The sequence below is a fragment of the Halorubrum xinjiangense genome (assembly GCF_049604745.1).
GTDB classification, from domain to species: Archaea; Halobacteriota; Halobacteria; order Halobacteriales; family Haloferacaceae; genus Halorubrum; species Halorubrum xinjiangense_A.
In genome coordinates, this window is record NZ_CP187140.1 from 2,689,102 (window position 1) to 2,712,533 (window position 23,432).

Sequence of the window (23,432 nt, forward strand, 5' to 3'; positions counted from 1 at the left end):
TTGGGTGTTTAGAACAATATACCTTCCGCCTCCGGATCTACCCGTCTGCCCGCTCCGCCGACTCACCGAGGTCGTCGAGCCCGGCCGCGGTCAGGTCCACGTGATCCGCGACGAGGTCAGCCGCCCGCTCGTAGGGGGAACGCTCCGCCCTCCCTGCGTCCGGACGCGTCCGGCCCGCGCTCGCGAAGACGGTCTCGACGAAGGCGTCTCGCACCGCCGCCGTCTCGAAGAGCCCGTGGAGGTACGTACCGAGCACGCGGTCGGTGGCGACGCTCTCCGCGCCGAGCGGCTCGGTCGCGAACGGGGTCGTCGCCTCCGTCTCCGGCCCCGCCCCCGTCCCCTCGTCGTCGAGGAGCTGCGTCCGGCCGGCGTGAATCTCGTACCCGGTCGCGCGCCCCTCGGCGCCCGCGATGGGGCCGACGCCGTCGACCGCGCAGGTGACGCGCTCGACGCGCTTCTCCGTCGAGAACTCGGTCTCGGCGGGGAGGAGCCCGACTCCCGGGGCCGCCTCGCGGTCGCCGACCCCCTCGATGTCGGCGCCGACGAGCCGCTCGCCGAGGATCTGGTAGCCGCCGCAGACGCCGACCACGGGGCCGTCGAACGCGCGCAGCGCCGCGTCGAAACCCGCCTCGCGGAGCGCGAGCAGGTCGTCGACGGTGTTCTTCGACCCCGGGAGGACGACCGCGTCGACCTCGTCGAGGTCGGCGTCGAGCGGCAGGTAGACGACGCGGACCCCCGGCTCGCGTGCCAGCGGCTCCAGGTCGGTGAAGTTGGAGATGCGCGGGAGCCGTGGGACCCCGATCCGGACGGCCGCGTCGTCGGGGACGCCGTCGCCGTCGCCGAGGACGCCGCTGTCGCCGTCGTCTCCCGTCTTCCCGTCCGGCAGCGAGAGGCTGTCCTCGGCCGGGAGCCCCGGGTCGTCGTGCGGGACGACGCCGACGATCGATACCCCCGTTCGCTCCTCGATCTCGGCGATGCCGGGTTCGAGGAGGGCCGGGTCGCCGCGGAACTTCGTGATCACGGCGCCGCAGACGCGCTCGCGGAGGTCGTCGGGGAGCAGTTCGAGAGTCCCGTAGAGGCTCGCGAACGCGCCGCCGCGCTCGATGTCGACCGCGATCAGGATCGCCGCGTCCGCGAACCGCGCGCACTCGACGTTCGCGAGGTCGCGGTCGCGGAGGTTGATCTCGGCGATGCTCCCCGCCCCTTCCGCGACGATCACGTCGTGGTCGGCCGCGAGGCGCTCGTGCGCCGCGATCGCGGCGGCGCGGGCGTCGTCCCAGTGGTCGTCGTAGTACGCCGACGCGGGGGCGTTCGCGACCGCCTCGCCGTCCACGATCACCTGGCTCTCGCCGCCGCCGCGGGGCTTGAGCAGGACCGGGTTCATGTCGGTCGTCGCCGGGATCTCAGCCGCCCGCGCCTGGACGTGCTGGGAGACGCCGATTTCGCCCCACTCGCCCTTCGGGGTCAGCGCCACCCGCGCGTTGTTGCTCATGTTTTGCGCCTTGTACGGGGCGACCGAGACGCCTCGCCGGGCGAGCAGTCGGCAGAGCCCGGCAGCCAGCGTGCTCTTGCCGACGTGGCTCGCAGTGCCCGCGATCAGGACGGTGTCGGCGTCGGTCATGTGCCAACGAATTTCACGGTTAGTACTCCGTCCCGCGGCGAGCGCGCTGCCCGTCCTCGAACGGGTGCGCGACCTTCCGGACGTTCGAGATCAGGTCGGCGACGCCGTCGAGGTAGTCGGGCTCGGCGTGGCTCCCGGTGAGGACGAGTTCGAGGTCGTCCGGCTTCGACTCGGCGAGCGCGACGACGTCGTCGGGGTCGACGAGCCCGCGGTCGGCCGCGTACAGCAGCTCGTCGAGGATCAGCATGTGGACGCCGTCCTCGGGGTCGCCGTCGAGCGGGAGCGGCTCGCTCAGGTCCGCGTCGGCCGCGCCCGCGACCAGCGCCTGCGCGCGCTCGAAGGCGGCGGCCGCCTTCGCCTCGTGCTCGTCGTCGGCCGAGCCGTCGAGCAGGCCGTGCCAGCCGTAGTGCCCGGCGTTCTCGTAGGAGAACCCCGGCACGGCCGCGATCGCGTTGTACTCGCCTCTGACGCCCTCGACGCTGTCGGCGCCGCCCTTCATGAACTGGAGCATGTGGACGCGGTAGCCGTGTCCCGCGGCCCGGAATCCCATCCCCATCGCCGCCGTGGTCTTCCCCTTGCCGTCGCCCCAGAACGCCTGGACCAGCCCGAACTCCTCGGGCGCGGCGGGCTCGATCGGCTCCGGTTCGGGGGCCGCGCCGCCGCCCGGGGTGCGGGCGGGGCCGGGAGCGACTCCGTCGTCGTTCGTCTTCGTCTCGTCGCCGTTGGTCGATGCCTCCGCTTCCTCCGCCTCTGTGTCGTCGTGGTTCGTTGTCATAGATCGAAAACCTCCGCCCGCTCGTCGGTGACGACGCCGTGTTCGGCGTCGGCCGCCGGGCCGGGCACGTCGCCGTCCGGGTACCGCGACCGCAGGCTCGCGCGGACCGCGTCCCGGACGCAGGCGCGGGCCGCCCCGCCGACCGCCGTGGCGCTGCCGGAGAACTCGGTGGGCTCGCCCTCCGGGTCGTCGCCGACGACGACCGCGTCGCTCGTCGTCCCGGGAACCCCCGCCGCCGCCAGCAGCGTCGCCGCCTTCGCCTCGGCCGCGACCGCGACGAGGTTCGCCGCGGCGCCGGGCGCCAGCCGCCGGGTCGTGCCGACGATCAGGTTGACCGTGCCGGGGTCCGGGTGTCCCTCGGTACGTCCCGTCGAGTCGCGCGAGTCGGGCGCACCCGTCGGCTCCGCGGCCGACGCCGTCTCGGACTCCACCGGCAGCATCGCGGGGTTCGAGAGCCCGACCGTCGCGTACGCGACGACCGAGCCGAGCCGCGCGCCCCGCGCGTGGTCCATCGAAACCCCCGTGAACAGCGTCGGGGCGGCGTCGCTATCGTTCTCGTCATTACCTCCGGCACCGAACCCCGCCCGCGCCAGCCGCTCGTCGCGGTAGGCCGCGAGGTCGGTCCGGTCGAACCCCTCCGGGACGGTGACGTTGTACACGGTCGCCGCCCGCGACCGCCCGCCGTCCCACCCGGTCGAGAGCCAGCGCGTCCCCGGCCGTCGGAGCCGGAGGACGCCCTCGCTGACGGTCGCCTCAAACATCGGCTTCCCCCACGCCCAGCGCCGCCAGCAGCCGGTCGTTCTCCGCCGGGCGACGCACCGCGACCCGAACGTGCGAGTCGAGCCCGCGGAAAGACCGCGCGTCGCGGACGGCGACGTCCCGGTTGCGGGCGCGCTCGATCACGCGGTCGACGTCGCGGTCGCCGACGTCGAGGAGGAGGAACGGTGCCTCCGAGGGCGTCACCTCGTAGCGCTCGCCGAGCGCGGCCCGCATCCGCTCGCGCTCCCGCCGGACGCGCTCGCGGGTCTCGCGGACGAACTCCTCTTGCCGGAGGCAGTACTCGCCGGTCGCGAGCGCGGGGGCACCCAGGTTCCACGTGCGGCGGGCGCCCCGCAGCGCCGCGCCGAGGTCGCCCGTCGCGACCGCGAAACCTGCCCGGATCCCGGGGAGGCCGAACAGCTTGGTGAGCGCCCGCGCGACGACGACGCCGTCGGTCCCCGCGAGCGACTCGCGCTCCGTGAACCCGAGGAACGCCTCGTCGACGAGCAGGACGGTGTCGGTCGTCCGGCACCGCTCCGCGAACGCGAGCAGGGCCTCGCGGTCGTAGCCGGTCCCGGTGGGGTTGTTCGGCGTGCAGACGACCGCCAGCGCGTGGCCGCTTGGGTCGACGTCGAGGACGCGGTCGGCATCGACGGACGATGGCTCGCCCCCCTGTAGCCGGACCTCGCGGGCGTACTCGCCGAAGCTCGGCGCCGGGAGCAGGGCGGTGTCGCCGTCGTCGACCGCGACCGCGACCGCGGCCCGGATCGCCGCCAGCCCGCCCGGCGTCGGGACCACCTGCTCCGGGTCGCAGCCGACGTAGTCGGCGGCGGCCACGCGAAACGCTTCCGGCGGCTCCGGCGGGTAGGTCCGCGCCGTCTCGAAGGCCGCCCGGTACACGCGCTCGACCCCCTCGGGGACCTCGGGGTTCGCGTTCGCGCTGAAGTCGATCAGGTCGGGATCGTCGCTGCTCCCGTGCGGCTCGCGACCGAGCGCCGCCGCGCGCTCGCGGTTCACAAGGGGTCACCCCCTTCGGAGGTCGCGCCCATGTCGCCCGCGTCGAGCCAGTCGACTCCGTCGCTCGGGAGCGCCGGCGCGTCCTGGCCGCCGGCGAGGATCCGCTCGGCCAGCCGGCGGTCTCCCGGGCGGTTGACGTTGACGGCGAGGCGCGCGTCGCGGGTCGCGCGGACCGCCTCGTCGCCCGCGCCGTCGAGCGCCCCGACGACGTTGATCCCGGCGGGGACGCGCTCGGCGGGTGAATCGCCTCCGCCGCCCCCGTCGTCGTACCGGCTCGCGGCGTCGGCGCTCGCGCCCAGTTCCCGCTTGCGCGCCGCTGGCACGCGGACCGACAGCGCCTCGGCGTCCGCCGCGGCGTGGGCGTCGAGGACGGCGTCGACCGCCGCCCCGTCGAGCAGCGGGAGGTCGACCGCGAGGGTGAGGGTCGGCGCCGTCGGTCCCTCGGCCATCGCCAGTTGAAGGTCTGCGACGTACCCGTCGCCCGGCGTGTCGACGACGACAAGTTTGAGCGACCCCGCTTCCGGCTCGGTCCCGTCACCGCTCCGCCCGCCCTCGTCGCAATCCCGTCTCTCGACCAGCCGCTCCCGTGTTTTCGGAGTGTGCGGTGAGACGGCGGTGTACGCAGTCTCGACCCGGCTCGCGGCGAGGGCATCGAGCGCGCGGTCGACCATCGATCTCCCGGCGACCGGCGCGAGCGGCTTCTCGCCGTCGCCGAGCCGCGTGCCGCGGCCGCCGCACATCACGAGAGCGTCCACGCGATCACCCCCGCGTGGAGCCCGGCGACGCGGGCGAGTTCGTTCGTCGCGCCGAGGACGTCGCCGCTGACCCCGCCGAGACGCGAGCGCGCCCACGCGAACGCGAGCGCGGCGGCGACGCCCGCGGCGGTGAGCACGACGGCGATCGGGGCGACGGAGCCGACGGAGCCGGGAAGGACGGCGACCGAGGCGACGGCGTCGGGGCGGACGGCCGGCCACCCGAGCAGCAGTACGGGCGCCGTTACGAGCGCGACGCCGGCCAGCGCGCGCGGGCCGGAGGCCTCGGTCAGCGCGGAGCCGAGCCCCTCGTGCGGCGCGTCGCCGACGCAGACGAGCGTCGCCGTCGCGGCCTTCGCGCCAACCTCGGCGGCGACGACGAGGAGGACCGCGTCGACGACGGAGAGGCGGGCCAGATCGGCGATTACCGTCCCAGCGGTCACGAGTCCGACGACCACCAACGCGAGCGCGACCGTTCCGCCGACGCCGAGCGCGGAGTCCTTCATGACCTCGCGACGGCGGTCCGCGTCGCCGTGGACGACAGCCGCGTCGCCCAGGTCTGCGACGCCGTCGAGGTGGGTGATCCCGGTGACGAGGTAGAGCCACGCGGCGAACGCGATCCCGACCGTGAGCGACGGCACGCGAACCGGGAGCAGCGTCGCGGCGGCGACGGGGAGCGCGACGAGGGCGCCGATCGGGTATCCGACTGCCGGCATGGCCGCGGGCGTCCGGCGGAACGCCTCCCAGTCTGTCTCGCTACCGCCCACGGGGATCCGGGAGAGGAACCCGAGCGCGCCGCGGAGCGCAGCGACCGTCAGGACCACGCGATCACCCCCGTAAGCGCGAGCAGCCATCCCGCCGCGGCCGCGACCGCGACGCCGCCCGCGGCTCCGACGAGCCGCACGGCGTCGCGTGCGACCCCGGGCGTCGGCGGCTCCGGTCCCCCGGCGAGGGCGTACGCACCCGGTTTCTCCAGACGGACGCCGAGCGCGACCGCGGCCGTCGCCATCGGCCACCCCGAGTTCGGCGACGCGGGCTTGCGGGCCAGCGGCCGCGCGCGCCGGAGGCTCCCGGGCGACCGGGCGGCGACGGCGAGACAGCACGCCGCGGCCCGCGCCGGGAGGAACATGACCGCGTCGTCGAGGCGGGCGCTCGCCCGGCCGACGGGCTTCGACCGGTAGCCGAGCATCGAGTCGAGCGTGTTCACGGCCTTCACCCAGGCCGCGGCCGCGATTCCCGCGGCCAGCGCGGTTCCGGCGTCCGGAGAGATGCCGGTGACCGCCGCGAGCGCGACGGCGACGGTCGCGCCCGCGACGAACCAGCCGAGCGGCGCGACGAACCCGTCCGCGAGGTTCTCGGCCGCGCTCTCGACCGCCGCGCTCCGGAGGTCGGCCGGCGAGAGGTTGGCCGGGTCGCGCCCGACGAGCGCCCGGACGGACTCGCGGGCCGCGTCGGGGTCCGTCTCTGTCTCGGCGACCACGTCGCTGGTCACGTCGAGCAGCATCCGGAGGCTCGCGGTCGAGAAGAGAACGCCGGCCGCGACCGCGACGGCGAGGATCGGCACGTCCCCCACCTGCGGTCCGTACTCGGCCGCGAGCCAGACGCCGCCGCCGCAGACCGCGGCCGCGGCGAGCGGGAGCGCGACCGCGACCGCGACGCCGACGAGCCCCGGACGGGCCCACTCTCGGTCGAAGGTCCCGACGACGCTCCCGAACAGCGCGACCGGATGGACTCGACGGGGCGGCTCCGCGAACGCGAGGTCCAGCGCGACGGCCAAGAGGAGCGGGGCGACGAGCGTGACGGCTGTGGCCGGGAGAGAGCTGACCCCCGTCACCGTTCCACCTCGTCGAGGAACGCGTCGAACGCCCCGCTCGCGGCGTGGAGGTGACAGTAGGTTCCGAGCGTGCGGTGCTCGGTCAGCCCCTCCCGGTCGCCGTCGATCCCGGTCCCGCGCTCCACGTCGAACGCGAACCGGGCGTCGGACCCGACGTCGGCCGCGGAGTAGTGGAATTCGTGGCCGCGGAGCCGCTCGCCGGCCCCTGCCGTGAGCGTGTCCCGTCGCGCCCGCAGTTCGACGTGGTCGAGCGCTTGGTACCGCTCGCGGCGCTCGACGGTCGCGGGGAGGACGCCCGCCATCTCGTAGGTGTCCCCGTCGACCGTCGTCAGCGTCTCCGCGAGCGCCATCAGCCCGCCACACTCGCCGAGGACGGGCGTGCCCTCGGCCGCGGCGTCCGCGATCGACCCGAGCGCGGGGCCCTCGGCGAGCGCTGCGGCGTGGAGCTCCGGGTAGCCGCCGGGGAGGTAGACGCCGTCGCAGGGCGGGAGGTCGTCGCCGGCCGCGGGCGCGAACGGGACGACGGTCGCGCGCTCGCTCAGCCGCTCGCGGGTGGCCGGGTAGACGAACCGGAACGCGGCGTCGTCGGCGACCGCGATCCGCGGGGTGTCGTCGTGGTCGCCCTCGGCACCTTCCCCTGCGAAGGGGTCGAGTGCTCCCGCACTCGGCTCGGCCGCGGCCGGCGTCGGCTCCCGTGCGAGATCGAGCAGCCGGTCGGTCCGGAGCGTCTCGGCGGCGTCGTCGAGCGCGGCCTCGTCGAGCGGGGCCTCCTCCCCCATCCGGAGCCCGAGGTGGCGGTCGGGGATCTCCAGGTCCTCGCGGGGCGGGATCCGGCCGCAGTAGGCGAGTTCGTCGGGGAGCGCCTCGCGGATCCCCTCCTCGTGGCGGCCGCCGTGCGCCCGCTGGGCGATCACGCCCGCCACGTCGACGTCGTGGGCCGTTCGGTCGGCGTAGGTCGCGAACCCGAGCGCGGTCGCCGCGACGCTCTCCATTCCGGCGCTCGCGTCGACGACGAGGACAACCGGGAGGTCGAGCGCGGCGGCGACCCCGGCCGTGCTGGCGGCGCTGCCGTCGTACAGTCCCATCATCCCCTCGATAACGCAGACGTCGCCGTCGCCTCGGGCGTAGTTGCGCCGGAGTCCGCCTTTCCCTTGGAGCCACGGGTCGAGGGTCCGCGAGGCGCGCCCAGCGACCCGTGTGTGGTGGCTCGGGTCGATGAAGTCCGGGCCCGCCTTCGCCGGTTGGACGGTCCGCCCCGCGGACTCGAACGCGCGCAGCGTCGCGAGCATCGCGACCGTCTTGCCGACGCCGGAGGCCGTGCCGCCGAGGACGAGTCCCTTCACGACGCGTCGCCTCCCTTCGCGGCCGGGTGTCCCTCCTCTCCGTCGATTGCCGCGCGCTCGGCGAGCAGTCGGTCGGTCACGGCCGCGATCTGCTCGCGGACGGCGGCGTCGGCGATCCCGGCACGCTCCGCGAGCGCGAGCGCGCCGCCCATGCCGACGCCCTCCTTCGCCTCGCCGCGGGCGTACGCCGCCAGCGCGGGATGGTCGCTCTCGGCGAATCCGGGCTCGGCGGCCGCCAGCCGCAGGTCGAGGTCGTCTGCGAGCGCGGGCAGGTCCGCGGTCGGGTCGTCGGCGACGAGCGACGTGGTCGCCAGCGGGATCGGGCGGTCGACGCCCGCGTGTCGGGCAAGCGCCGCTGCGGCCGCGAGCTGGGTGCCGCCGGCGAGGGTGACGTCGATCCCGGCGTCCGCGCAGCCGACGACGAGGCCTGCGACGGCGGCGAGGACGGGGTCGCCCGCCAGTCGGACCGCCTCGATCGGGTCGCCGGCCGCGTCGCCCGGATCGAGGCCGCTCGCGTCGAGCCCCTCGGCGACGACGCGGCGCTTGCGCTCGATCGGGTTCGCCGGCAGCGAGGAGGAGACCGCGGCGCGCTCGCCGAGCGCGGTCAGCGCGCCGAGCGCGGTCGTCGTCCCGCCGGGGATCGTCTCGGCGACGAGGAGTTCAGTGTCGTCTCCCGTCCCCTCGTCGTCGGGGTCGCCGTCGGACGCGGCGAGTTCAGGGGCTAATTTACGGGCGCGCTCGAAGACGGTCGCCGCCTCCGGGACCGGTTCCGGCTCTCGGAGGTCCCCGCCTGGTGAGGCGCCGACGTCCCGGGCCATCGCCGCGGTCGGCGCGCCGAGCCCGGCGTCGAGGAACTCGACGGGGAGCGACTCGGGGCCGAGCAGTTCGCGGACCGCGCGGGTGACGACCGCGGGGGTCGGACAGCCGCTCGGGCTCACCGGTACGGGCGAGTCCGGAGCCGGGCGCCCCGCCTCGACGATCTCGAGGTCGGCGCTGGGCGTGTGGACGCGCAGCTCCGGATCGGCGCCCGCGGCGCTGATCCCGTCGATCGCGGCGGTCGCGGTCGTCCCGGCGACGACGACGAGCCTCATGTCGCCCATCCGGACCCCCCTCGGTCGAGCCCGGGGCTTCCCGGCGCGGCGTCGATGTGTACCACTGGCGGTTCATCGATACAAGTGGACTTTAATCGATCGACGCGTGGCGGTCGGGAGCGTGCGGGCCGCGGCTCGGTCGAGGAGCGTGTCGCGTGCTGCTTTCCCTCGATTAGTCGCGGCGTGTGCCTCTGTCTCTCGCTCGGGTCGCGGGCCGACCGCCCGGGGGAACGCTCGGCGATCGGCGCGGCCCGACGCGGACGAGCGCTCGGCCGGACTCCGGCGGATGCGAACGCCCGCGCCCGTCACCTGTTTGCGGTCCCCGGGACATAAGCCGGGCGCGCTTGGGCGACGGGCGCGTCCGACCGCGCCGACGGGAGAGGCCGACCAGCTCCGGTCCGGCCGCTGCCTGCTACGCTCCCCCACGCGGCCCGCGGAGCGAAGCGGTTAAGGGCGAACCATCGGTATATTCGTCAACTCGCTGGTGCGGACACAGCGGGCACTCGCCGCCGGGGGCGCGGTCGGACCGACCGCTGCGCGCCCCGGGACGAGACGACATGTGGCCCCTCGCGGCTGAATCGCAACCGTCCGCGGACACACAATGGCACGAAGCTTCTACTCGCACATCAAGGAGGCGTGGCGGTCCCCCAAGGAGGGGAAACTAGCGGAGCTGCAGTGGCAGCGCAAACAGGAGTGGCGCGACCAGGGCGCCATCGAGCGCATCGAGCGCCCCACTCGGCTGGACAAGGCCCGCGAACTGGGCTACAAGGCCAAGCAGGGCGTCATCGTCGCCCGCGTGAGCGTCCGGAAGGGCGGCTCGCGCAAGCAGCGCTTCAAGGCGGGCCGCCGCTCGAAGCGTCAGGGCGTCAACCGCGTCTCGCGCCGCAAGTCGATCCAGCGCATCGCCGAGGAGCGCGCCTCGCGGAAGTACCGCAACCTCCGCGTGCTCAACTCCTACTGGGTCGGTGAGGACGGCTCCCAGAAGTGGCACGAGGTCATCCTCGTGGACCCCGCCCACCCCGCGATCGAGAACGACGACCAGCTGAACTGGATCTGCTCGGACGACCACAAGGGCCGCGCGTACCGCGGGCTCACCTCCGCCGGCACCAAGGGCCGCGGCCAGCGCAAGCGCGGCAAGGGCACCGAGAAGACGCGCCCGAGCGTCACCTCGAACGACCGGCAGGGCAAGTAGCGCCCTCGACCGCTCCGACGTTTTACTCCCGGTCCGCTTTTCCGGCTAGCCGCGGCACTGTGCGGCCTCGACGCAAGAGCAAAGAGACCGCGTCACATACTACCAATAGTACGTGGCGATCGCCAAGTGACCGCGAGCAGCCCCATCCCCCTCGACGCGTTCGCGACCGAACTCCAGTCGCTCGACAGCGACGCCTTCGCGGCGCTCGTCGGCGAGGCGTACGCGGCCACCGCCGACGGCGTCGAGGTCGACCCGCCGCGCGTCACGGTGACGGAGGGGGTCCGCAGAACCGAACTGCTCGCCGTCGCGGCCGCGGACCGAGACGCCCCCGTCGCCTCGGGCGGTCCTGCCGCCCCCGACGACGCAGTTGACGCCGTTGTCGTCGCGAGCGACTCACTCGCCGACCTCGGCTCCGAACTCGACGCCGACGTGGTGACGCCGGCGGACCTCCGAGAGCGCCTCCTCTACGCCGTGCCGCCGGCGGAGGCGAACGCCATCGCCGACCGACTCCTCGGCGTCTCGGTTCGGTCCGAAGCGTACGACGGTTCGGCCGCTTCCGACACCGACGCGGCGGACGACGAAGGCGACGGTGAGACCGATGTTGACGGCGACGAGTCGTCCGGCGACGGAACGGCGGCCGATGACGGCGCAGCGGTGGGCGCCGTCGCGTCGGGCGTGACGGGCGGCGATACCGCTCTCTCGCCCACCGACCGGGCCGCGGGCGACTCGGCCGACGATTCGCGGACTCGCGACCGAGCGAGCGACGCCGCCGCCGCGTCCGCTCTGAGCGGCGAGGCGACACCGACCGAGTCCGCCACCAGCGACGCGCCGAGCGATCGTCGCTCTCCGCGGACCGTCCTCGCGGCGGTCGCCGTCGCCGCGCTCCTCGTCGCGGCGGCGGGGGCCGGATTCGCCGCCGGCACCGCCGGAGTCGGCGGACTCGACGGCGTCGCCGGGGTCGGGGGCGACGGAACGACCGACCCGTCGGCGACGGACTCGGACGCGGCCGGGTCGACGAACGGCAGCGACGACGGGAGCGAGGGATCCGGGGACGACGACACCGGGGACACCGTCGCGGTCACGGACGGCGACCCGACCGGCGAGGCCGAACGGAACACGGCGCTGTCTCCCACCTGCGAGCGGTCCGCGATTCAGGTCGTCCAGATCCAGATGAACGCGCTCCGCTACAACGACAACGCGACGAACGACGGCATCCGGACTCTGCGGGCATTCGCATCGCCGGAGAACAAGGAGATCGTCGGCTCGATCGGCGAGTACGTCGAGCTGTTCGAGACGGCGCGGTACGCGCCGATGCTCACGTACGACACCGCCGAGTACTCGGTGCCGGAGATAGCCGATGACGGCGCCGAAGTCGAGGTCGTCACCCGGGAGAACGGCAGCGTCACCGGCCGCTACGAGTTCCGACTCGTCCGCGTCGGCGGCGGAAGCGGGGACACGGACAGCTCCCTCGGCGACGTGGACGACTGCTGGATGACCGACGCCGTGGCGGCGTCGACGGAGTGACCGCACGACGCGCGGCGCTGCTCCGGGAACACGATTATATCCGCGCCGGCACTGGGTGCGGACATGAGTCTCTCGCTCGACGCGACCCAACTCGACCGCTACTCCCGGCACGTCATCCTCGACGACGTCGGCCCGGAGGGGCAAAAGCGGCTGCTCGACGCTCGCGTCCTCGTCGTCGGCGCGGGCGGGCTCGGCGCGCCGGCGATCCAGTACCTCGCGGCCGCGGGCGTCGGGACGATCGGCGTCGTCGACGACGACGTCGTCGAGCGCTCGAACCTCCAGCGGCAGGTGATTCACGGCGACAGCGACGTGGGGCGCAAGAAGGTCGACTCGGCGGCCGACTTCGTCGCCGACCTCAACCCCGACGTCGACGTCGAGCGCCACGAGCTGCGCCTCGACGCTGGCAACGCCCGCGAGCTGATCGCGGACTACGACGTCGTCGTCGACTGCTCAGACAACTTCGCCACCCGCTACGTGGTGAACGACGCCGCCCGGATCGAGGGGGTGCCGGTCTCGCACGGCGCCATCTACAAGTTCGAGGGGCAGGTGACGACGCTCTCGCCCGACGGGCCCTGCTACCGCTGTCTGTTCCCGGAGCCGCCGGAGCCGGGGACGGTGCCGGACTGCGCCAGCACGGGCGTCCTCGGTGTCCTCCCCGGGACGGTCGGCTGCCTTCAGGCGACGGAGGCCGTGAAGCTGATCATGGACGTGGGCGACCCGCTCGTCGGTCGCATGCTGTTTTACGACGCGATGGACCTCTCGTTCGAGACGGTGCCGTACGCGCGTAACCCCGACTGTCCGGTGTGCGGCGACGACGGCATCGACACCATCGACGGGATCGATTACGCGGCCGGCTGTCAGATCGACGCGGCCTGATTCGGCCGCGGGACCCTCGTCACCCTTCTCGAACGCTCACAGCGACCGGTCGGCCATCGCGGTCCCCGCGGTGACGCCGGCGTCCTCGTCGACGAATCCCGACTGGACGCACCATCGGCAGTACCGGTAGCCGGCGCGGTTCTCGGCGCCGCAGTGCCGGCAGACGACCGTCTCCCCGTCGGCGTCGAGCGGCGGGGGATCGTCTCCACCGCCGCCGTCGCTCGTCTCGCCCGTCCCGTCCGCCGGATCGGCGTCCGGGTCGCGGTCGAGCGCGAGCGTCGGCCCGACATCGGCGCCCTCGGCGTCACCGCCCGACGACCGAGCCGCGAACGAGCCGAACAGCTCCGCAGGGTCGCGGTTCCGCCGGACGAGGAGCCACGTTACCGCGAGGTTGAGCGCGGCCACGCCGACGAAGATCGCGGCGAGCGGGAGGAGTTGATCACCCGTCATGTGCGTAATGTTACCATCCCAGCGTTTTGTGTCTGACGGTGGGTCAGGCCGGCGGATTCGGCGGGCCGGTTCGGTCTGGTTCGGCGGCTCCGTTCGGTCGGGGCCGGTGGATCGGTTCGGTCTGGGTCGGGCGTGCCGCTCCAGAGTACTCTTGAGGCCGCCGGTCGAAGGCGCACTCGCATGAAGGAGACCATCCACACGGACGACGCTCCGGCGGCGGTGGGCGCGTACAGTCAGGCGACGACCGACGGCGACCTCGTGTTCACAGCGGGGCAGATCCCGCTGACGCCCGAGGGCGACCTCCTCGACGACGCGCCGATCGCGGTCCAGACGGAGCAGGCGCTCGACAACCTCCTCGCGGTGCTGGAGGAGGCGGGCGCGGCCCCTGAGGACGTGCTCAAGACGACAGTGTTCCTCGACGACATGGACGACTTCGACGAGATGAACGAGACGTACGCCGACTACTTCGACGAGTCGCCGCCGGCCCGCTCCGCGGTCGAGGCGGGCGCGCTCCCGAAAGGTGCCGGCGTCGAGATCGAGGCGGTCGCCGTCGTCGAGTGATGGCGGACGGCGGCGGCGAATCGGCGAGGGCGCGCGGCGCCCCGGCCACCCCGCGCGCCAGAGCGCGGTCCGCGGCGCTGTGGGGCATCGTCGGCGGGTTCGCCTTCCTCGTGCTCGCGCAGGGGTACCGTCTCCTCGGTCCCGGATCGCTGCCGGTCGGCCTCTGGGGACTGGTGCTCGTCGCGCTCGCGGTCGGCGTCGCCTCGGGCGGTCTCTCCTACCTCGCCGAGGCACGCCTCCGGGCGAAAAGAAGGACTTAACAGTCGCACCGGATTATCTCCGCGTGAGCCAGGATGGCCGAGTGGTAAGGCGCACGCCTGGAAAGCGTGTTCCCATCCGGGATCGGGGGTTCAAATCCCTCTCCTGGCGTTCTGTCGACGCCGACTACGAGCGAAGAGCGCTAGCGATGAGCGAGTCCGGCGTCGACGAACCCTGCGGAGGGATTTGAACCATATCAGTCGCGCGCAGTGAGCGAAGCGAACGAGCACGTCTGATTTCGGTTCAAATCCCTCTCCTGGCGTTTTCGACGAACAACACGGCAAATGAGGAGCGACAGTGACGAGCGAGTCCGGCGTCGACGATCCTGTTCAATTGCCCATTTATAACCAACCGAGTGGCGACGGTGTTAGTTATTTATAAACGTTTCACTGCGGATCGGTGGCGAGCATCGCCAAAGCCCCAGCCGGGAGGCGGGCGCACGCTCGCTGCGCTCCGCGGTCGCTCACTTCGTTCGCTCCCTGCGGTGCTTGCGTCGCCTGCGCCCGCCTCTCGGCTGCCCCTTTGAGTCCCGCCCCGCACCGCAACCGCACCTCACGCCTCCCCAGCCTCGTCGGCCTCCCTCCGGTCGGCCGACTCCAGCGAGGGACCGAAGGTCCCTCTGGCAGCCGGCGCTACGCGCCGGCGACCTCGCGCGTGCGGTTCGCGCCGCGGTGCGGCGCTCACCGGCACGCGCCACCGCATCGTTTATTTATAAGTGGTTGTCGCTGTCGCCCGTCGATATTTAAATACTCAACCGCTGTCGTCAGGCTGCGCTATTTCGAGGGCAGCTGCTGCCGCCGCTCGCGGATGCGTCCACACACCGACACAAGATTCATATGTGTGGGAAGTGTTGACACGGATGACGATGCCAGACACGAAATCGGGCCGCGAGCGGAAAGGGAGGAACAAGCGCCGCCAACTCGAGAACCACCTCGCACGGCGCGAACTCGACGCGGACGACGAACCGCCGGAGCCGTATGCCGAGGCCACCGACGCGGAGTTCCTCGCCGAATCCGACGACGCGGCCCGGTGACGGTCGCGCGCCGACTCGTTTTTTGAAGCCGTCCGTCCCCGAGCCTGCCCGTAATCTCGCGTCGCGAAAGCTTTAGACCCGGGAGCGGCGTATCTCGGCGCAATGAGTCGCGGCCCCGAGCTGATAATCACGGAGAAGGACAACGCTGCGCGGCGCATCGCCGACATCCTGAGCGGCGAGTCCGCGACCGCGGAGCGGATGAACGACGTCAACGTCTACGAGTGGGGCGGCAAGCGGTGCATCGGGCTCTCCGGTCACGTCGTCGGCGTCGACTTCCCCGCCGAGTACAACGACTGGCGCGACGTCGAGCCGGTCGAGCTCATCGACGCGCCCGTCACCAAGACGCCGACGCAGGAGGGGATCGTCGCCGCGCTCCGCCGGCTCGCGCGCAACGCCTCCCGCGTCGTCATCGCGACCGACTACGACCGCGAGGGCGAGCTGATCGGCAAGGAGGCGTACGAGCTGGTCCGCGAAGTGAACGAGGACGTCCCCGTCGACCGCGTGCGCTTCTCCTCGATCACCGAAAACGAGGTACAGGAGGCGTTCGCGAACCCCGACGACCTCGACTTCGAGCTGGCGGCCGCCGGCGAGGCCCGCCAGACGATCGACCTCACGTGGGGCGCGGCGCTCACCCGGTTTCTCTCTCTCTCGGCCCGACAGATGGGGGACGACTTCATCTCCGTCGGCCGGGTCCAGGGCCCGACGCTCAAGCTCATCGTCGACCGCGAGCGCGAGATCCAGGCGTTCGACCCCGAGTCCTACTGGGAGCTGACGGGCGAGCTGGCGAAGTCGGGCGGCGACCCGTTCGAGGCGCGCTACTTCTACCTCAACGACGAGGGCAACGAGCGCGAGCGCGTCTGGGATGAGACCGTCGCGGAGACGCTCACCGAGGCGCTCGCCGCCGCCGCCGAGGTGACCGTCGACGACGTCGACAGACGGACCCAGACCGACGACCCGCCGACGCCGTTCAACACCACCGCGTTCATCCGCGCGGCGGGGTCGCTCGGCTACTCCGCGCAGCGCGCCATGTCGCTCGCCGAGGACCTCTACACCGCCGGCTACGTCACCTACCCGCGGACCGACAACACGGTGTATCCCGAGGACTTGGAGCCCGAAGAGCTGATCGAGGAGCTCTCGGCGGCCTCGACGTTCGGGAAGGACGCCACGAGCCTGCTCGACGAGGACCGAGACATCGAGCCGACCGAGGGCGACGAGGAGACGACGGACCACCCGCCGATCCACCCGACCGGCGAGCTCCCCTCGGCCTCCGACCTCTCCGACGACGAGTGGGAGGTGTACGAGCTGATCGTCCGCCGGTTCCTCGCGACCTGCGCCGACCCCGCGACGTGGGAGCGCCTGCGCGTCGTCGCGCTCGCGAACGGCGAGGCGACGCCCATCGCCGAGGGCGCCGACGGGCTCGCCGCGCTCCGCGATCCGGACGAGGCGGCGAGGCCCGCCGACCTCGTCGCGGATGGCGGCCTGCGGCTGAAGGCCAACGGGAAGCGGCTGCTGGAGGCCGGCTACCACGACGTCTACCCGTACCGCTCCAGCGACGAGCGGATCGTCCCGGACGTCGAGGTCGGCGAGACGCTGTCGCTGTCGGACCGCGCCACCGAGGGGAAAGAAACGCAGCCGCCGCGCCGCTACGGCCAGTCGCGGCTCATCGAGGAGATGGAGAAGCGGCAGCTGGGTACGAAGGCGACCCGCCACCGGACCATCGAGAAGCTGTACGACCGCAACTACGTCGAGAGCGACCCGCCCCGGCCGACGCGGCTCGCCGAGGCGGTCGTGGAGGCCGCCGAGGAGTTCGCCGACCGGATCGTGAGCGAGGAGATGACCGCCCAGCTCGAACAGGACATGGCGGCCATCGCGGCCGGAGAGAAGGAGTACGACGAGGTGACCGAGGCCTCCCGCGAGCTGCTCTCGCGCGTGTTCGACGACCTCACGGAGTCGCGCGAGGCGGTCGGCGACCACCTCCAGAACTCGCTGAAGGCGGACAAGACGCTCGGTCCGTGTCCCGAGTGCGGCGCGGACCTCCTCGTCCGGAAGTCGCGACAGGGGTCGTACTTCGTCGGCTGCGACGGCTACCCCGACTGCGAGTACACCCTGCCGCTCCCATCGACCGGGAAGCCGCTCATCCTGGACGAGACCTGTGAGGACCACGAGCTCCGCCACGTGAAGATGCTCGCCGGCCGGAAGACGTTCGTCCACGGCTGCCCGCAGTGTAAGGCGGACGAGGCCGACGAGCAGGAGGACGAGGTGATCGGGGTCTGTCCGGAGTGCGGGGAGGGCGCGGCTTCGCCGCGCGACGGAGGCGGTGAAACCGCCGACGCCGGCGGCGAACTCGCGATCAAGCGCCTCCGCTCCGGCTCCCGGCTCGTCGGCTGTACGCGCTACCCCGACTGCGACTACTCGCTGCCGCTCCCCAGACGCGGCGAGATCGAGATCACCGACGAGACCTGCGAGGAGCACGACCTCCCGCACCTCCGCGTCCACTCCGGCGACGAGCCGTGGGAGCTCGGCTGTCCGATCTGTAACTACCGCGAGTTCACGGCCCGCCAGGAGGGGTCGGAGCTCCAGGCGGTCGAGGGGATCGGCGAGAAGACCGCCGCGAAGCTGAAAGACGCCGGCGTGGACGGCGTCGACGAGCTCAAGTCCGCCGACCCGGACGACCTCGCGAGCGACGTCGACGGCGTTGGAGCGGACACCGTCCGCGACTGGCAGGCCAAGGCGGACTGACCGGTTTCGGGCCGACAGCTGTTTCCGGACCGACAGGACTCATAAATCCATAAACACATATAGACGGAGTGTCTCGATTACCGACAGATGGGGGACCGCAAGGGGGATCCGTCGGCCGACGACCGACCGTCGCCGAGCGGCGACGCCGCTCCGACCGGGATCCTCCGAGCGTTCGTCGAGGCGGTTCCGACCCCGACGCTCGTCTGCGATCCGGAGACGCTGACGATCCGGGCCGCGAACGCGCCCGCGTCCGACCTCCTCGGACACGACCGCGGCACGCTGACGCTGATGGGCCTTCCCGACCTCGGTCAGAACGACGTCACCGTTTCCGGAGAGTCGATCGCCGACGTCGCCGCCGCCGCGTCGCCCGCCGCGTCTCCCGCTTCCGACGGGTCCGACGCCGCAGTCGAGCGGTTCGAGTGGGACCTCCGGGTCGGGAATCCGGGACTGCGGGTCGACGGCGCGCTCCACGCGGCGACGATCGCCGGCGGCGAGTGGCTCGTCGTCGGCCTCTCCGACGCCACCGCCCGCGTCGCCGCCGAGACCGAGCGCGACGCCGAACGCCGGCTCGTCGACGCCCTCGCCGCCGCGGTGCCGCTCGCGCTGTTCCGCTGTACCGAGGAGGGGACGCTCTCGCGGTGGAACGACCGGCTGAAAGCGGACTCCGGCTACGAGCCGGCGTCGCTGTCCGGGACGGCGCTCACCTCGCTGTTCGACGACGAGACGAGCGGCCTCGTGAGCGACTCCCTCTCCCGGGTGTACCGCGAGGGCGAGCCGGCCTCCTGCGAGGCGCGGCTGCTCACCCGCTCCGGCGAGCGTGTCCCGTACCGGCTCTCGCTCGGACCCGTCACCGACGGCGACCGGGTCGTCGGGGCGGTCGGCGTCGGCGAGGACCTCACTGAGGCGTCGCTCAGGGAGGAGCGGCTCGCGGTGTTGACGCGCGTGCTGCGGCACAACTTCCGGAACGACCTCAACGTGGTCACGGGGTTCACCGGACGGGCAATCGAGGCGGTCGACGACCCCGACCTCGTCACCGAACTCGAGCGGGTCGTCGACACCGCCGAGCGGCTGCTTCGCCTCGGCGAGACCTCGCGAAAGGTGGAGCGACTGCTCTCCGAGCGCCCCTCGCCGCGGCCGGTCGCGCTCGCGCCCGCGGTCGACGCGGCGCTCGAATCGCTCTCGCCGGAGATCCGCGAGCGCGCCGCCGTCGACGTCGACGTTCCCGAAGACCTCGCGGTCTCCGCGGTCGCGTTCCTCCCCGAGGCGATCACCGAGCTCGTCGACAACGCGGTCCGGCACAACGACGCGGACGACCCCCGAGTCAGGATTTCGGCCGCGGAGCTACCCAGCGAGTCGTGGGTCTCGCTCGTCGTCGCCGACGACGGGCCGGGGATCCCGCCGGCCGAGCGGGCCGTCCTCACCGGCGAGGAGACGCCGCTCGAACACGCGAGCGGGCTCGGCCTCTGGTACGTGAACTGGATCGTCACCGCGGGCGGCGGGAGCCTCGACATCGCCGAGAGTAAGGCCGGCGGCAGCCGGATCGAGCTGTCGCTGCGCGCCGCGGAGGGGGAACCGATCGACGACGCGGAGCTGTTCGGTCCAGGGGAGTTCGAGGACGGAGCGTAGGTCTCGGGGGATTCCGCTTTACTCGTCGAGCCGCAGTTCGTCGCCGACTGCCACCGACTCCGCCGCGCCCGCCGGGAGTTCGACGACGGTGTCGGCGCGGCCGCGACCCAGCCCGACGAACGGCGCGAGCCGCTTTTTCGCCGTCACCTTACCGTCGACGAGCCAGGCCGCGTCGATCGCGAACGGCACGAACAGCATGTGGAGCCACTGCGTGTCGGGCTCGTCGAACGGGAAGACCAGCGCGTAGTCGTCCGGGATCGATCGCCGGAACATCAGCCCGCGGGCCTGTTCGAGCGTCGAGCGCGCGACGTCGACGTCGCTCGCGAGGACAGTCTCGGACCCAGAGGCGGGACGGTGAACGAGTCGCACGCCCGCCACCTCGCCGCGGGCGGATAAATAGCCTCTCGTTCGGTCGGCGTCGTCGCCCGGCGCGCCGCCGATCACGTCGGCGCTTAGCTCGCGCTCCCGTACGTCTCCTCGAGGTACTCGACAATGTCGTCGCTCTCGGGCATCCCCTCGACCCCGTGCTCCTCGTCGACGAGGACGGGGACGCCGGTCTGCCCGGAGACCTCCTCGACCTCGGTGCGCTCGCCGTGCGAGCGCGGCACCATCACCGACTCGTACTCCAAGTCGAGGTCCGCCAGCTTCGTCTTGACCTTCGCGCAGTACGGACAGCCCTCGAGCTCGTAGAGCGTTAGGTTCGCCATCACCGCCACATACGGCTTGGATCCGTAAAGAGGTGCGGCCGCGGATGCGTCCGCCGCGCACGGGCGGTCGGGGCGGTCGCGTCGACGATCGACCGTCTCGGTCGCGGACAGGGATCTGAGGGACGCTATCGGGCGGTGCGCGAAAACGGGGAAAAATCGGAGCGTTCGAACGGGGGAAGTCGTCGGGGCGATCGCGGTCGAATCGGGGGGTGTCAGGGGTGCGTTCCCGACTTCACATCGCGCCGCCCATGCCACCCATGCCGCCCATGCCGCCGCCGGGGGCGCCGCCCTCGTCGTCGCCGCCCGACGTCGAGAGGTCGCCCGCCGAAATGATGTCGTCGATTTTCAGGACCAGGTTCGCCGCCTCGGCCGCGGAAGCGATCGCCTGCTCCTTCGCGTGGGCCGTCTCGACGACGCCCGCGTCGGCCGTGTTGACGACCTCGCCGGCGAACACGTCGAGCCCGGCGTTCTGGTCGCCGGCCTCGTGGGCCGCGCGCAGGTCGACCAGCAGGTCGATCGCGTCGAGGCCCGCGTTCTCGGCGAGCACGCGCGGGATCAGTTCGAGGGAGTCAGCGAACGCCTCGACCGCGAGCTGCTCGCGTCCCTCGACGGAGTCGGCGTAGTCGCGCAGGCGACGCGCGATCTCGACCTCGACCGCGCCGCCGCCGGGCAGGGTCCGGCCGTCGGAGACGGTCGTCGAGACCACGTCGAGCGCGTCCTGAATGCCGCGTTCGAGCTCGTCGACCACGTGGTCGGTGGTGCCGTACAGGAGGAGCGTGACGCCGTGGGCGTCCTCGCCCTCGACGTAGAACAGCTCCTCGTCGTCGTCACGGGTGACCGAGCCGACCGCGAGGTCGTCGGCGGTGAGGGAGTCGAGGTCGGTGACGATCGGCGCGCCGAGGACGTTCTTCAGGAACGTCAGGTCGGACTTCTTCGTGCGGCGGACCGCCAGGATGCCCTCCTTCGCGAGGTAATGCTGCGCGAGGTCGTCGATGCCCTTCTGACAGAAGACGACGTCCGCGCCGGACTCGACGATCTGATCGACCTTCTCGCGGAGCTGCTCTTCCTCCTGGTCGAGGAACTTCTGGAGCTGGTCCGGGGAGTCGACGTTGACGGAGGTGTCGACGTCCGCCTCCTCGACCTCGATCGGGTCGTTGAGGAGGAGGACGTTCGCGGACTCGAAGTCCGTCGGCATGTCCTCGTGGACCGGGTCCTTGTCGATCGCGGCGCCGGTGAGCAGGCGGGACTCGCCCGCCGCGCGGCCGGTGCGCGTCTCGATGTTGAGGTTCGCCAGATCGACCACGTGGGAGCCGTCGTCGGCCTCGACGGTGACGCCCTGTACCGCGCGGACGACGAGGTCGGCGAGCGTCTCCTTGTCGAGCTCGGCGCCCTTGCCGGTCATCGACGTCTCGGCGACGTTACGCAGCGTCTCCGTGTCGTCGGGGTCGACGGCCGTCGCGACCTCGTCGACCTGCTCGCGGGCGTACTCGCTCGCGAGGTTGAATCCCTTGATCACCGCTGTCGGGTGGATGTCCTGTTCGAGGAGGTCCTGCGCGTTCTTCAGCAGCTCGCCCGCGATGGCGACCGCGCTGGTCGTGCCGTCGCCGGCCTCGTCTTCTTGGGTCTCGGCGACCTCGACGACCATCTCGGCGGTCGGGTTGTCGATGTCCATCTCCTGGAGGATGGTGACGCCGTCGTTGGTGATGGTGACGTCGCCCATCGAGTTGACGAGCATCTTGTCCATCCCTTTCGGTCCGAGTGTCGAGCGGACGGACTCGGCGACGCCGCGCGCCGCGGAGATGTTGTACTCCTGTGCGTCCTTGTCCTGGACGCGCTGGGCGTCCTCGCCCATAATGATCATCGGCTGGCCCTGCTGCATTCGCTGACTCATACAGCGTTTGATTGATTGTGATTCTATATAAATCTCTCGGTGAGGGGCCGTCACGCGCAGACCGCCGGCGGCGGTGCTGTTTACACAAAACCACACGACTCGGCGGTGTTCGTCTCCCATTCATGCGGGGAGTTAGCATTGATCTCTGTCGCCACGAGATAGGCAATTCGACGCCGTTTATATACTACGTTTGGCTCCCGTCACCCCGGTATCCCGCCGGCGAGGAGCGCGGCGTCGACGAGCAGCAGGACGGCGAGGCCGGCGCTCGCCAGCAGGTAGGGGCGCGCGACCGACGCCAACCGGGCGGACCCGGGGACGCCCCCGACGCCGGCGAGCGCGTCGACCGGGAACCCCTCGGCCATGTACCGGCCCCACCCGAGGTCGGGGTCGACCTCGCGGCGCATCCGAAGGATGCCCAGTTCGACGAGCCCGTTCATCGCGCCCCACAGCGACAGCATCGCGAGGACGGCCCATCCTCGGCCGGTCGTCGCGAGGGTCTCCACCGGCGTGTACAGCCGCCAGATCATGTACGCGCCGGTGACCGGGAGGACCACGCCGGTCCAGCGCGTAATCTGGAGCAGTCGGTGCGCGGCGTCGACGAACGCGGCGCGGCCGAGCGTCCCGTCGGTCGCCCGCGGCAGGGTCGCGTACACGACGTACAGGGTCGCGCCGGTCCACAGCGCGCCGGAGAGCACGTGGAGAACGAAGGCGGTCGTGAGCAACACGGGATCGGGTGGGGGCGAGTGCGGGAAAAAGACCGTCCCGGACAGGATCGGTTCGACCGGGGTCCCTCTCCAGTCGGCCCGTTAGCTCTCCGCGACCGGCACCGCGTCGAGCGCCGCCTCGACGACCCGCACCGCGCTCGCGCCGTCGCGCCGGGAGACGACGCAGACGAGCGCGTCGCCCGTCACCCCCGCGGCCTCGACGCCGACGTCCGCGGCGGCGAGTCTGCCGAGCGCGCTCGCCAGCGCCGCGGTGTCGACGTCGCCGGTCGCGAGGATCGCCGTGCGGTCGCCGCCGTCGACGACCGCCGCGTCGCGGACGCGGAGGAGGGCGTCGGAGTCGCCGTCGATCGGGCCGGCGTCGCCGTCGCCCGCGTCGTCGACCACGCCCACCCCGCTCCGCATGGTGACGCTCGCGGTCCGTGACTCGGTCTTGTACGCCGGGAGGTCCTCTCGGAACCGGCGGAGCGCGGCCGCGATCGCGTCGGGGTCGCCGTCGAGGTCGGCCCGCTCGGCGAGCCAGGCCGCGGCGGCGCTGTGGTTCACCAGTCCGGCCCGGAGCGCGTCGCGGACGAACGGGTGCGCTCTGACCGCCTCGCGCGTCTCGGCTGCCAGCGACATGCGCGGGGCTGCGCGTCGGGCGGGCATGATCGTTTCGGTC

The 23,432-nt window shown here is 72.3% G+C and carries 23 protein-coding genes and 1 tRNA gene; 9 read left to right on the plus strand and 15 right to left on the minus strand.

Features of this window, described 5'->3' with window-relative positions; genetic code table 11:
* Positions 1-37: 37 nt before the first annotated feature.
* From ACOZ35_RS14670 to ACOZ35_RS14710, 9 genes are read right to left on the minus strand one after another with little or no spacing between them, the layout of a single operon-like run.
* Entirely contained in the window at positions 38-1,621 is a 1,584-nt protein-coding gene (locus tag ACOZ35_RS14670; protein ID WP_424014254.1) for a cobyric acid synthase, read from the minus strand.
* A 19-nt stretch (positions 1,622-1,640) separates the two neighbouring features.
* Positions 1,641-2,396 carry a cob(I)yrinic acid a,c-diamide adenosyltransferase gene (locus tag ACOZ35_RS14675; protein WP_424014255.1) on the minus strand — a complete coding sequence of 252 codons (756 nt, stop codon included), beginning with the start codon at positions 2,394-2,396 and terminating at the stop codon, positions 1,641-1,643.
* Complete coding sequence (locus ACOZ35_RS14680; RefSeq protein ID WP_424014256.1) at positions 2,393-3,157, minus strand: adenosylcobinamide amidohydrolase; 765 nt, start codon at positions 3,155-3,157, stop codon at positions 2,393-2,395. Before ACOZ35_RS14680 ends, ACOZ35_RS14675 begins: the two co-directional genes overlap by 4 nt.
* Positions 3,150-4,172 (minus strand): aminotransferase class I/II-fold pyridoxal phosphate-dependent enzyme, encoded by a 1,023-nt coding sequence (locus ACOZ35_RS14685; RefSeq protein ID WP_424014257.1) that lies wholly within the window; start codon positions 4,170-4,172, stop codon positions 3,150-3,152. The genes ACOZ35_RS14680 and ACOZ35_RS14685 overlap by 8 nt, the downstream gene beginning before the upstream one ends.
* Positions 4,169-4,912 (minus strand): NTP transferase domain-containing protein, encoded by a 744-nt coding sequence (locus tag ACOZ35_RS14690; protein WP_424016078.1) that lies wholly within the window; start codon positions 4,910-4,912, stop codon positions 4,169-4,171. Before ACOZ35_RS14690 ends, ACOZ35_RS14685 begins: the two co-directional genes overlap by 4 nt.
* Entirely contained in the window at positions 4,912-5,748 is an 837-nt protein-coding gene (gene cobS, locus ACOZ35_RS14695; RefSeq protein ID WP_424014258.1) for an adenosylcobinamide-GDP ribazoletransferase, read from the minus strand. The genes ACOZ35_RS14690 and cobS overlap by 1 nt, the downstream gene beginning before the upstream one ends.
* Entirely contained in the window at positions 5,739-6,758 is a 1,020-nt protein-coding gene (locus ACOZ35_RS14700) for a CobD/CbiB family cobalamin biosynthesis protein (protein ID WP_424014259.1), read from the minus strand. Before ACOZ35_RS14700 ends, cobS begins: the two co-directional genes overlap by 10 nt.
* On the minus strand, positions 6,755-8,101 hold the full coding sequence (locus ACOZ35_RS14705; RefSeq protein WP_424014260.1) for a cobyrinic acid a,c-diamide synthase: 1,347 nt from the start codon (positions 8,099-8,101) through the stop codon (positions 6,755-6,757). The genes ACOZ35_RS14700 and ACOZ35_RS14705 overlap by 4 nt, the downstream gene beginning before the upstream one ends.
* Positions 8,098-9,201, minus strand: a complete 1,104-nt coding sequence (locus ACOZ35_RS14710) for a nicotinate-nucleotide--dimethylbenzimidazole phosphoribosyltransferase (RefSeq protein ID WP_424014261.1) — start codon at positions 9,199-9,201, stop codon at positions 8,098-8,100. Before ACOZ35_RS14710 ends, ACOZ35_RS14705 begins: the two co-directional genes overlap by 4 nt.
* Before the next feature lie 592 nt (positions 9,202-9,793).
* Here ACOZ35_RS14710 and ACOZ35_RS14715 point away from each other — a divergent pair.
* The 3 genes from ACOZ35_RS14715 to ubaA all read left to right on the plus strand — a co-directional run bounded on the left by ACOZ35_RS14715 (position 9,794) and on the right by ubaA (position 12,784).
* Positions 9,794-10,384 carry a 50S ribosomal protein L15e gene (locus tag ACOZ35_RS14715; protein ID WP_004598111.1) on the plus strand — a complete coding sequence of 197 codons (591 nt, stop codon included), beginning with the start codon at positions 9,794-9,796 and terminating at the stop codon, positions 10,382-10,384.
* A gap of 126 nt (positions 10,385-10,510) precedes the next feature.
* Positions 10,511-11,908: a hypothetical protein gene (locus tag ACOZ35_RS14720; protein WP_424014262.1), complete on the plus strand. Its 1,398-nt coding sequence runs from the start codon at positions 10,511-10,513 to the stop codon at positions 11,906-11,908.
* 63 nt (positions 11,909-11,971) lie between these two features.
* The gene (gene ubaA, locus ACOZ35_RS14725; protein ID WP_424014263.1) at positions 11,972-12,784 is read left to right on the plus strand and encodes an SAMP-activating enzyme E1; all 813 of its coding nucleotides are present in this window, start codon (positions 11,972-11,974) and stop codon (positions 12,782-12,784) included.
* Positions 12,785-12,820: 36 nt separating this feature from the next.
* On the opposite strand, the gene ACOZ35_RS14730 is transcribed toward ubaA, so the two are convergent.
* On the minus strand, positions 12,821-13,234 hold the full coding sequence (locus ACOZ35_RS14730) for a DUF7577 domain-containing protein (RefSeq protein WP_424014264.1): 414 nt from the start codon (positions 13,232-13,234) through the stop codon (positions 12,821-12,823).
* Positions 13,235-13,414: 180 nt separating this feature from the next.
* Here ACOZ35_RS14730 and ACOZ35_RS14735 point away from each other — a divergent pair, with 180 nt between their 5' ends.
* The 6 genes from ACOZ35_RS14735 (at position 13,415) to ACOZ35_RS14760 (ending at position 19,451) form a co-directional block, all read left to right on the plus strand.
* Positions 13,415-13,795, plus strand: coding sequence for a Rid family detoxifying hydrolase (locus ACOZ35_RS14735; protein ID WP_424014265.1), 381 nt, complete (start codon positions 13,415-13,417; stop codon positions 13,793-13,795).
* Complete coding sequence (locus ACOZ35_RS14740; RefSeq protein WP_424014266.1) at positions 13,795-14,055, plus strand: hypothetical protein; 261 nt, start codon at positions 13,795-13,797, stop codon at positions 14,053-14,055. Before ACOZ35_RS14735 ends, ACOZ35_RS14740 begins: the two co-directional genes overlap by 1 nt.
* A 27-nt stretch (positions 14,056-14,082) precedes the next feature.
* A tRNA-Ser gene (locus tag ACOZ35_RS14745) sits at positions 14,083-14,164 on the plus strand.
* Positions 14,165-14,918: 754 nt separating this feature from the next.
* Positions 14,919-15,086 (plus strand): hypothetical protein, encoded by a 168-nt coding sequence (locus ACOZ35_RS14750; RefSeq protein WP_007994803.1) that lies wholly within the window; start codon positions 14,919-14,921, stop codon positions 15,084-15,086.
* Between the two features lie 102 nt (positions 15,087-15,188).
* On the plus strand, positions 15,189-17,825 hold the full coding sequence (locus ACOZ35_RS14755; protein ID WP_424014267.1) for a DNA topoisomerase: 2,637 nt from the start codon (positions 15,189-15,191) through the stop codon (positions 17,823-17,825).
* Positions 17,826-17,912: 87 nt separating this feature from the next.
* The gene (locus ACOZ35_RS14760; RefSeq protein WP_424014268.1) at positions 17,913-19,451 is read left to right on the plus strand and encodes an ATP-binding protein; all 1,539 of its coding nucleotides are present in this window, start codon (positions 17,913-17,915) and stop codon (positions 19,449-19,451) included.
* Positions 19,452-19,469: 18 nt separating this feature from the next.
* Here the strand turns inward: ACOZ35_RS14760 and ACOZ35_RS14765 are convergent, their stop codons facing one another.
* The 5 genes from ACOZ35_RS14765 to ACOZ35_RS14785 all read right to left on the minus strand — a co-directional run bounded on the left by ACOZ35_RS14765 (position 19,470) and on the right by ACOZ35_RS14785 (position 23,392).
* Positions 19,470-19,829 carry a DUF192 domain-containing protein gene (locus ACOZ35_RS14765; RefSeq protein ID WP_424014269.1) on the minus strand — a complete coding sequence of 120 codons (360 nt, stop codon included), beginning with the start codon at positions 19,827-19,829 and terminating at the stop codon, positions 19,470-19,472.
* 74 nt (positions 19,830-19,903) lie between these two features.
* Positions 19,904-20,158: a glutathione S-transferase N-terminal domain-containing protein gene (locus ACOZ35_RS14770; protein ID WP_424014270.1), complete on the minus strand. Its 255-nt coding sequence runs from the start codon at positions 20,156-20,158 to the stop codon at positions 19,904-19,906.
* Positions 20,159-20,390: 232 nt separating this feature from the next.
* Complete coding sequence (thsB, locus tag ACOZ35_RS14775; RefSeq protein ID WP_424016079.1) at positions 20,391-22,037, minus strand: thermosome subunit beta; 1,647 nt, start codon at positions 22,035-22,037, stop codon at positions 20,391-20,393.
* 212 nt (positions 22,038-22,249) lie between these two features.
* Positions 22,250-22,774 carry a copper resistance protein CopD gene (locus ACOZ35_RS14780; RefSeq protein ID WP_424014271.1) on the minus strand — a complete coding sequence of 175 codons (525 nt, stop codon included), beginning with the start codon at positions 22,772-22,774 and terminating at the stop codon, positions 22,250-22,252.
* Between the two features lie 81 nt (positions 22,775-22,855).
* The gene (locus tag ACOZ35_RS14785; RefSeq protein WP_424014272.1) at positions 22,856-23,392 is read right to left on the minus strand and encodes a DUF7523 family protein; all 537 of its coding nucleotides are present in this window, start codon (positions 23,390-23,392) and stop codon (positions 22,856-22,858) included.
* Positions 23,393-23,432 lie beyond the last annotated feature (40 nt).

Coding starts and splice junctions, on each gene's coding strand:
- ACOZ35_RS14670 (WP_424014254.1), bottom strand. CDS start 1,621: ATGACCGACGCCGACACCGTCCTGATCGCGGGCACTGCGAGCCACGTC.
- ACOZ35_RS14675 (WP_424014255.1), bottom strand. CDS start 2,396: ATGACAACGAACCACGACGACACAGAGGCGGAGGAAGCGGAGGCATCG.
- ACOZ35_RS14680 (WP_424014256.1), bottom strand. CDS start 3,157: ATGTTTGAGGCGACCGTCAGCGAGGGCGTCCTCCGGCTCCGACGGCCG.
- ACOZ35_RS14690 (WP_424016078.1), bottom strand. CDS start 4,912: ATGTGCGGCGGCCGCGGCACGCGGCTCGGCGACGGCGAGAAGCCGCTC.
- ACOZ35_RS14710 (WP_424014261.1), bottom strand. CDS start 9,201: ATGGGCGACATGAGGCTCGTCGTCGTCGCCGGGACGACCGCGACCGCC.
- ACOZ35_RS14715 (WP_004598111.1), top strand. CDS start 9,794: ATGGCACGAAGCTTCTACTCGCACATCAAGGAGGCGTGGCGGTCCCCC.
- ubaA (WP_424014263.1), top strand. CDS start 11,972: ATGAGTCTCTCGCTCGACGCGACCCAACTCGACCGCTACTCCCGGCAC.
- ACOZ35_RS14730 (WP_424014264.1), bottom strand. CDS start 13,234: ATGACGGGTGATCAACTCCTCCCGCTCGCCGCGATCTTCGTCGGCGTG.
- ACOZ35_RS14735 (WP_424014265.1), top strand. CDS start 13,415: ATGAAGGAGACCATCCACACGGACGACGCTCCGGCGGCGGTGGGCGCG.
- ACOZ35_RS14740 (WP_424014266.1), top strand. CDS start 13,795: ATGGCGGACGGCGGCGGCGAATCGGCGAGGGCGCGCGGCGCCCCGGCC.
- ACOZ35_RS14750 (WP_007994803.1), top strand. CDS start 14,919: ATGCCAGACACGAAATCGGGCCGCGAGCGGAAAGGGAGGAACAAGCGC.
- ACOZ35_RS14755 (WP_424014267.1), top strand. CDS start 15,189: ATGAGTCGCGGCCCCGAGCTGATAATCACGGAGAAGGACAACGCTGCG.
- ACOZ35_RS14760 (WP_424014268.1), top strand. CDS start 17,913: ATGGGGGACCGCAAGGGGGATCCGTCGGCCGACGACCGACCGTCGCCG.
- ACOZ35_RS14770 (WP_424014270.1), bottom strand. CDS start 20,158: ATGGCGAACCTAACGCTCTACGAGCTCGAGGGCTGTCCGTACTGCGCG.
- thsB (WP_424016079.1), bottom strand. CDS start 22,037: ATGCAGCAGGGCCAGCCGATGATCATTATGGGCGAGGACGCCCAGCGC.
- ACOZ35_RS14785 (WP_424014272.1), bottom strand. CDS start 23,392: ATGTCGCTGGCAGCCGAGACGCGCGAGGCGGTCAGAGCGCACCCGTTC.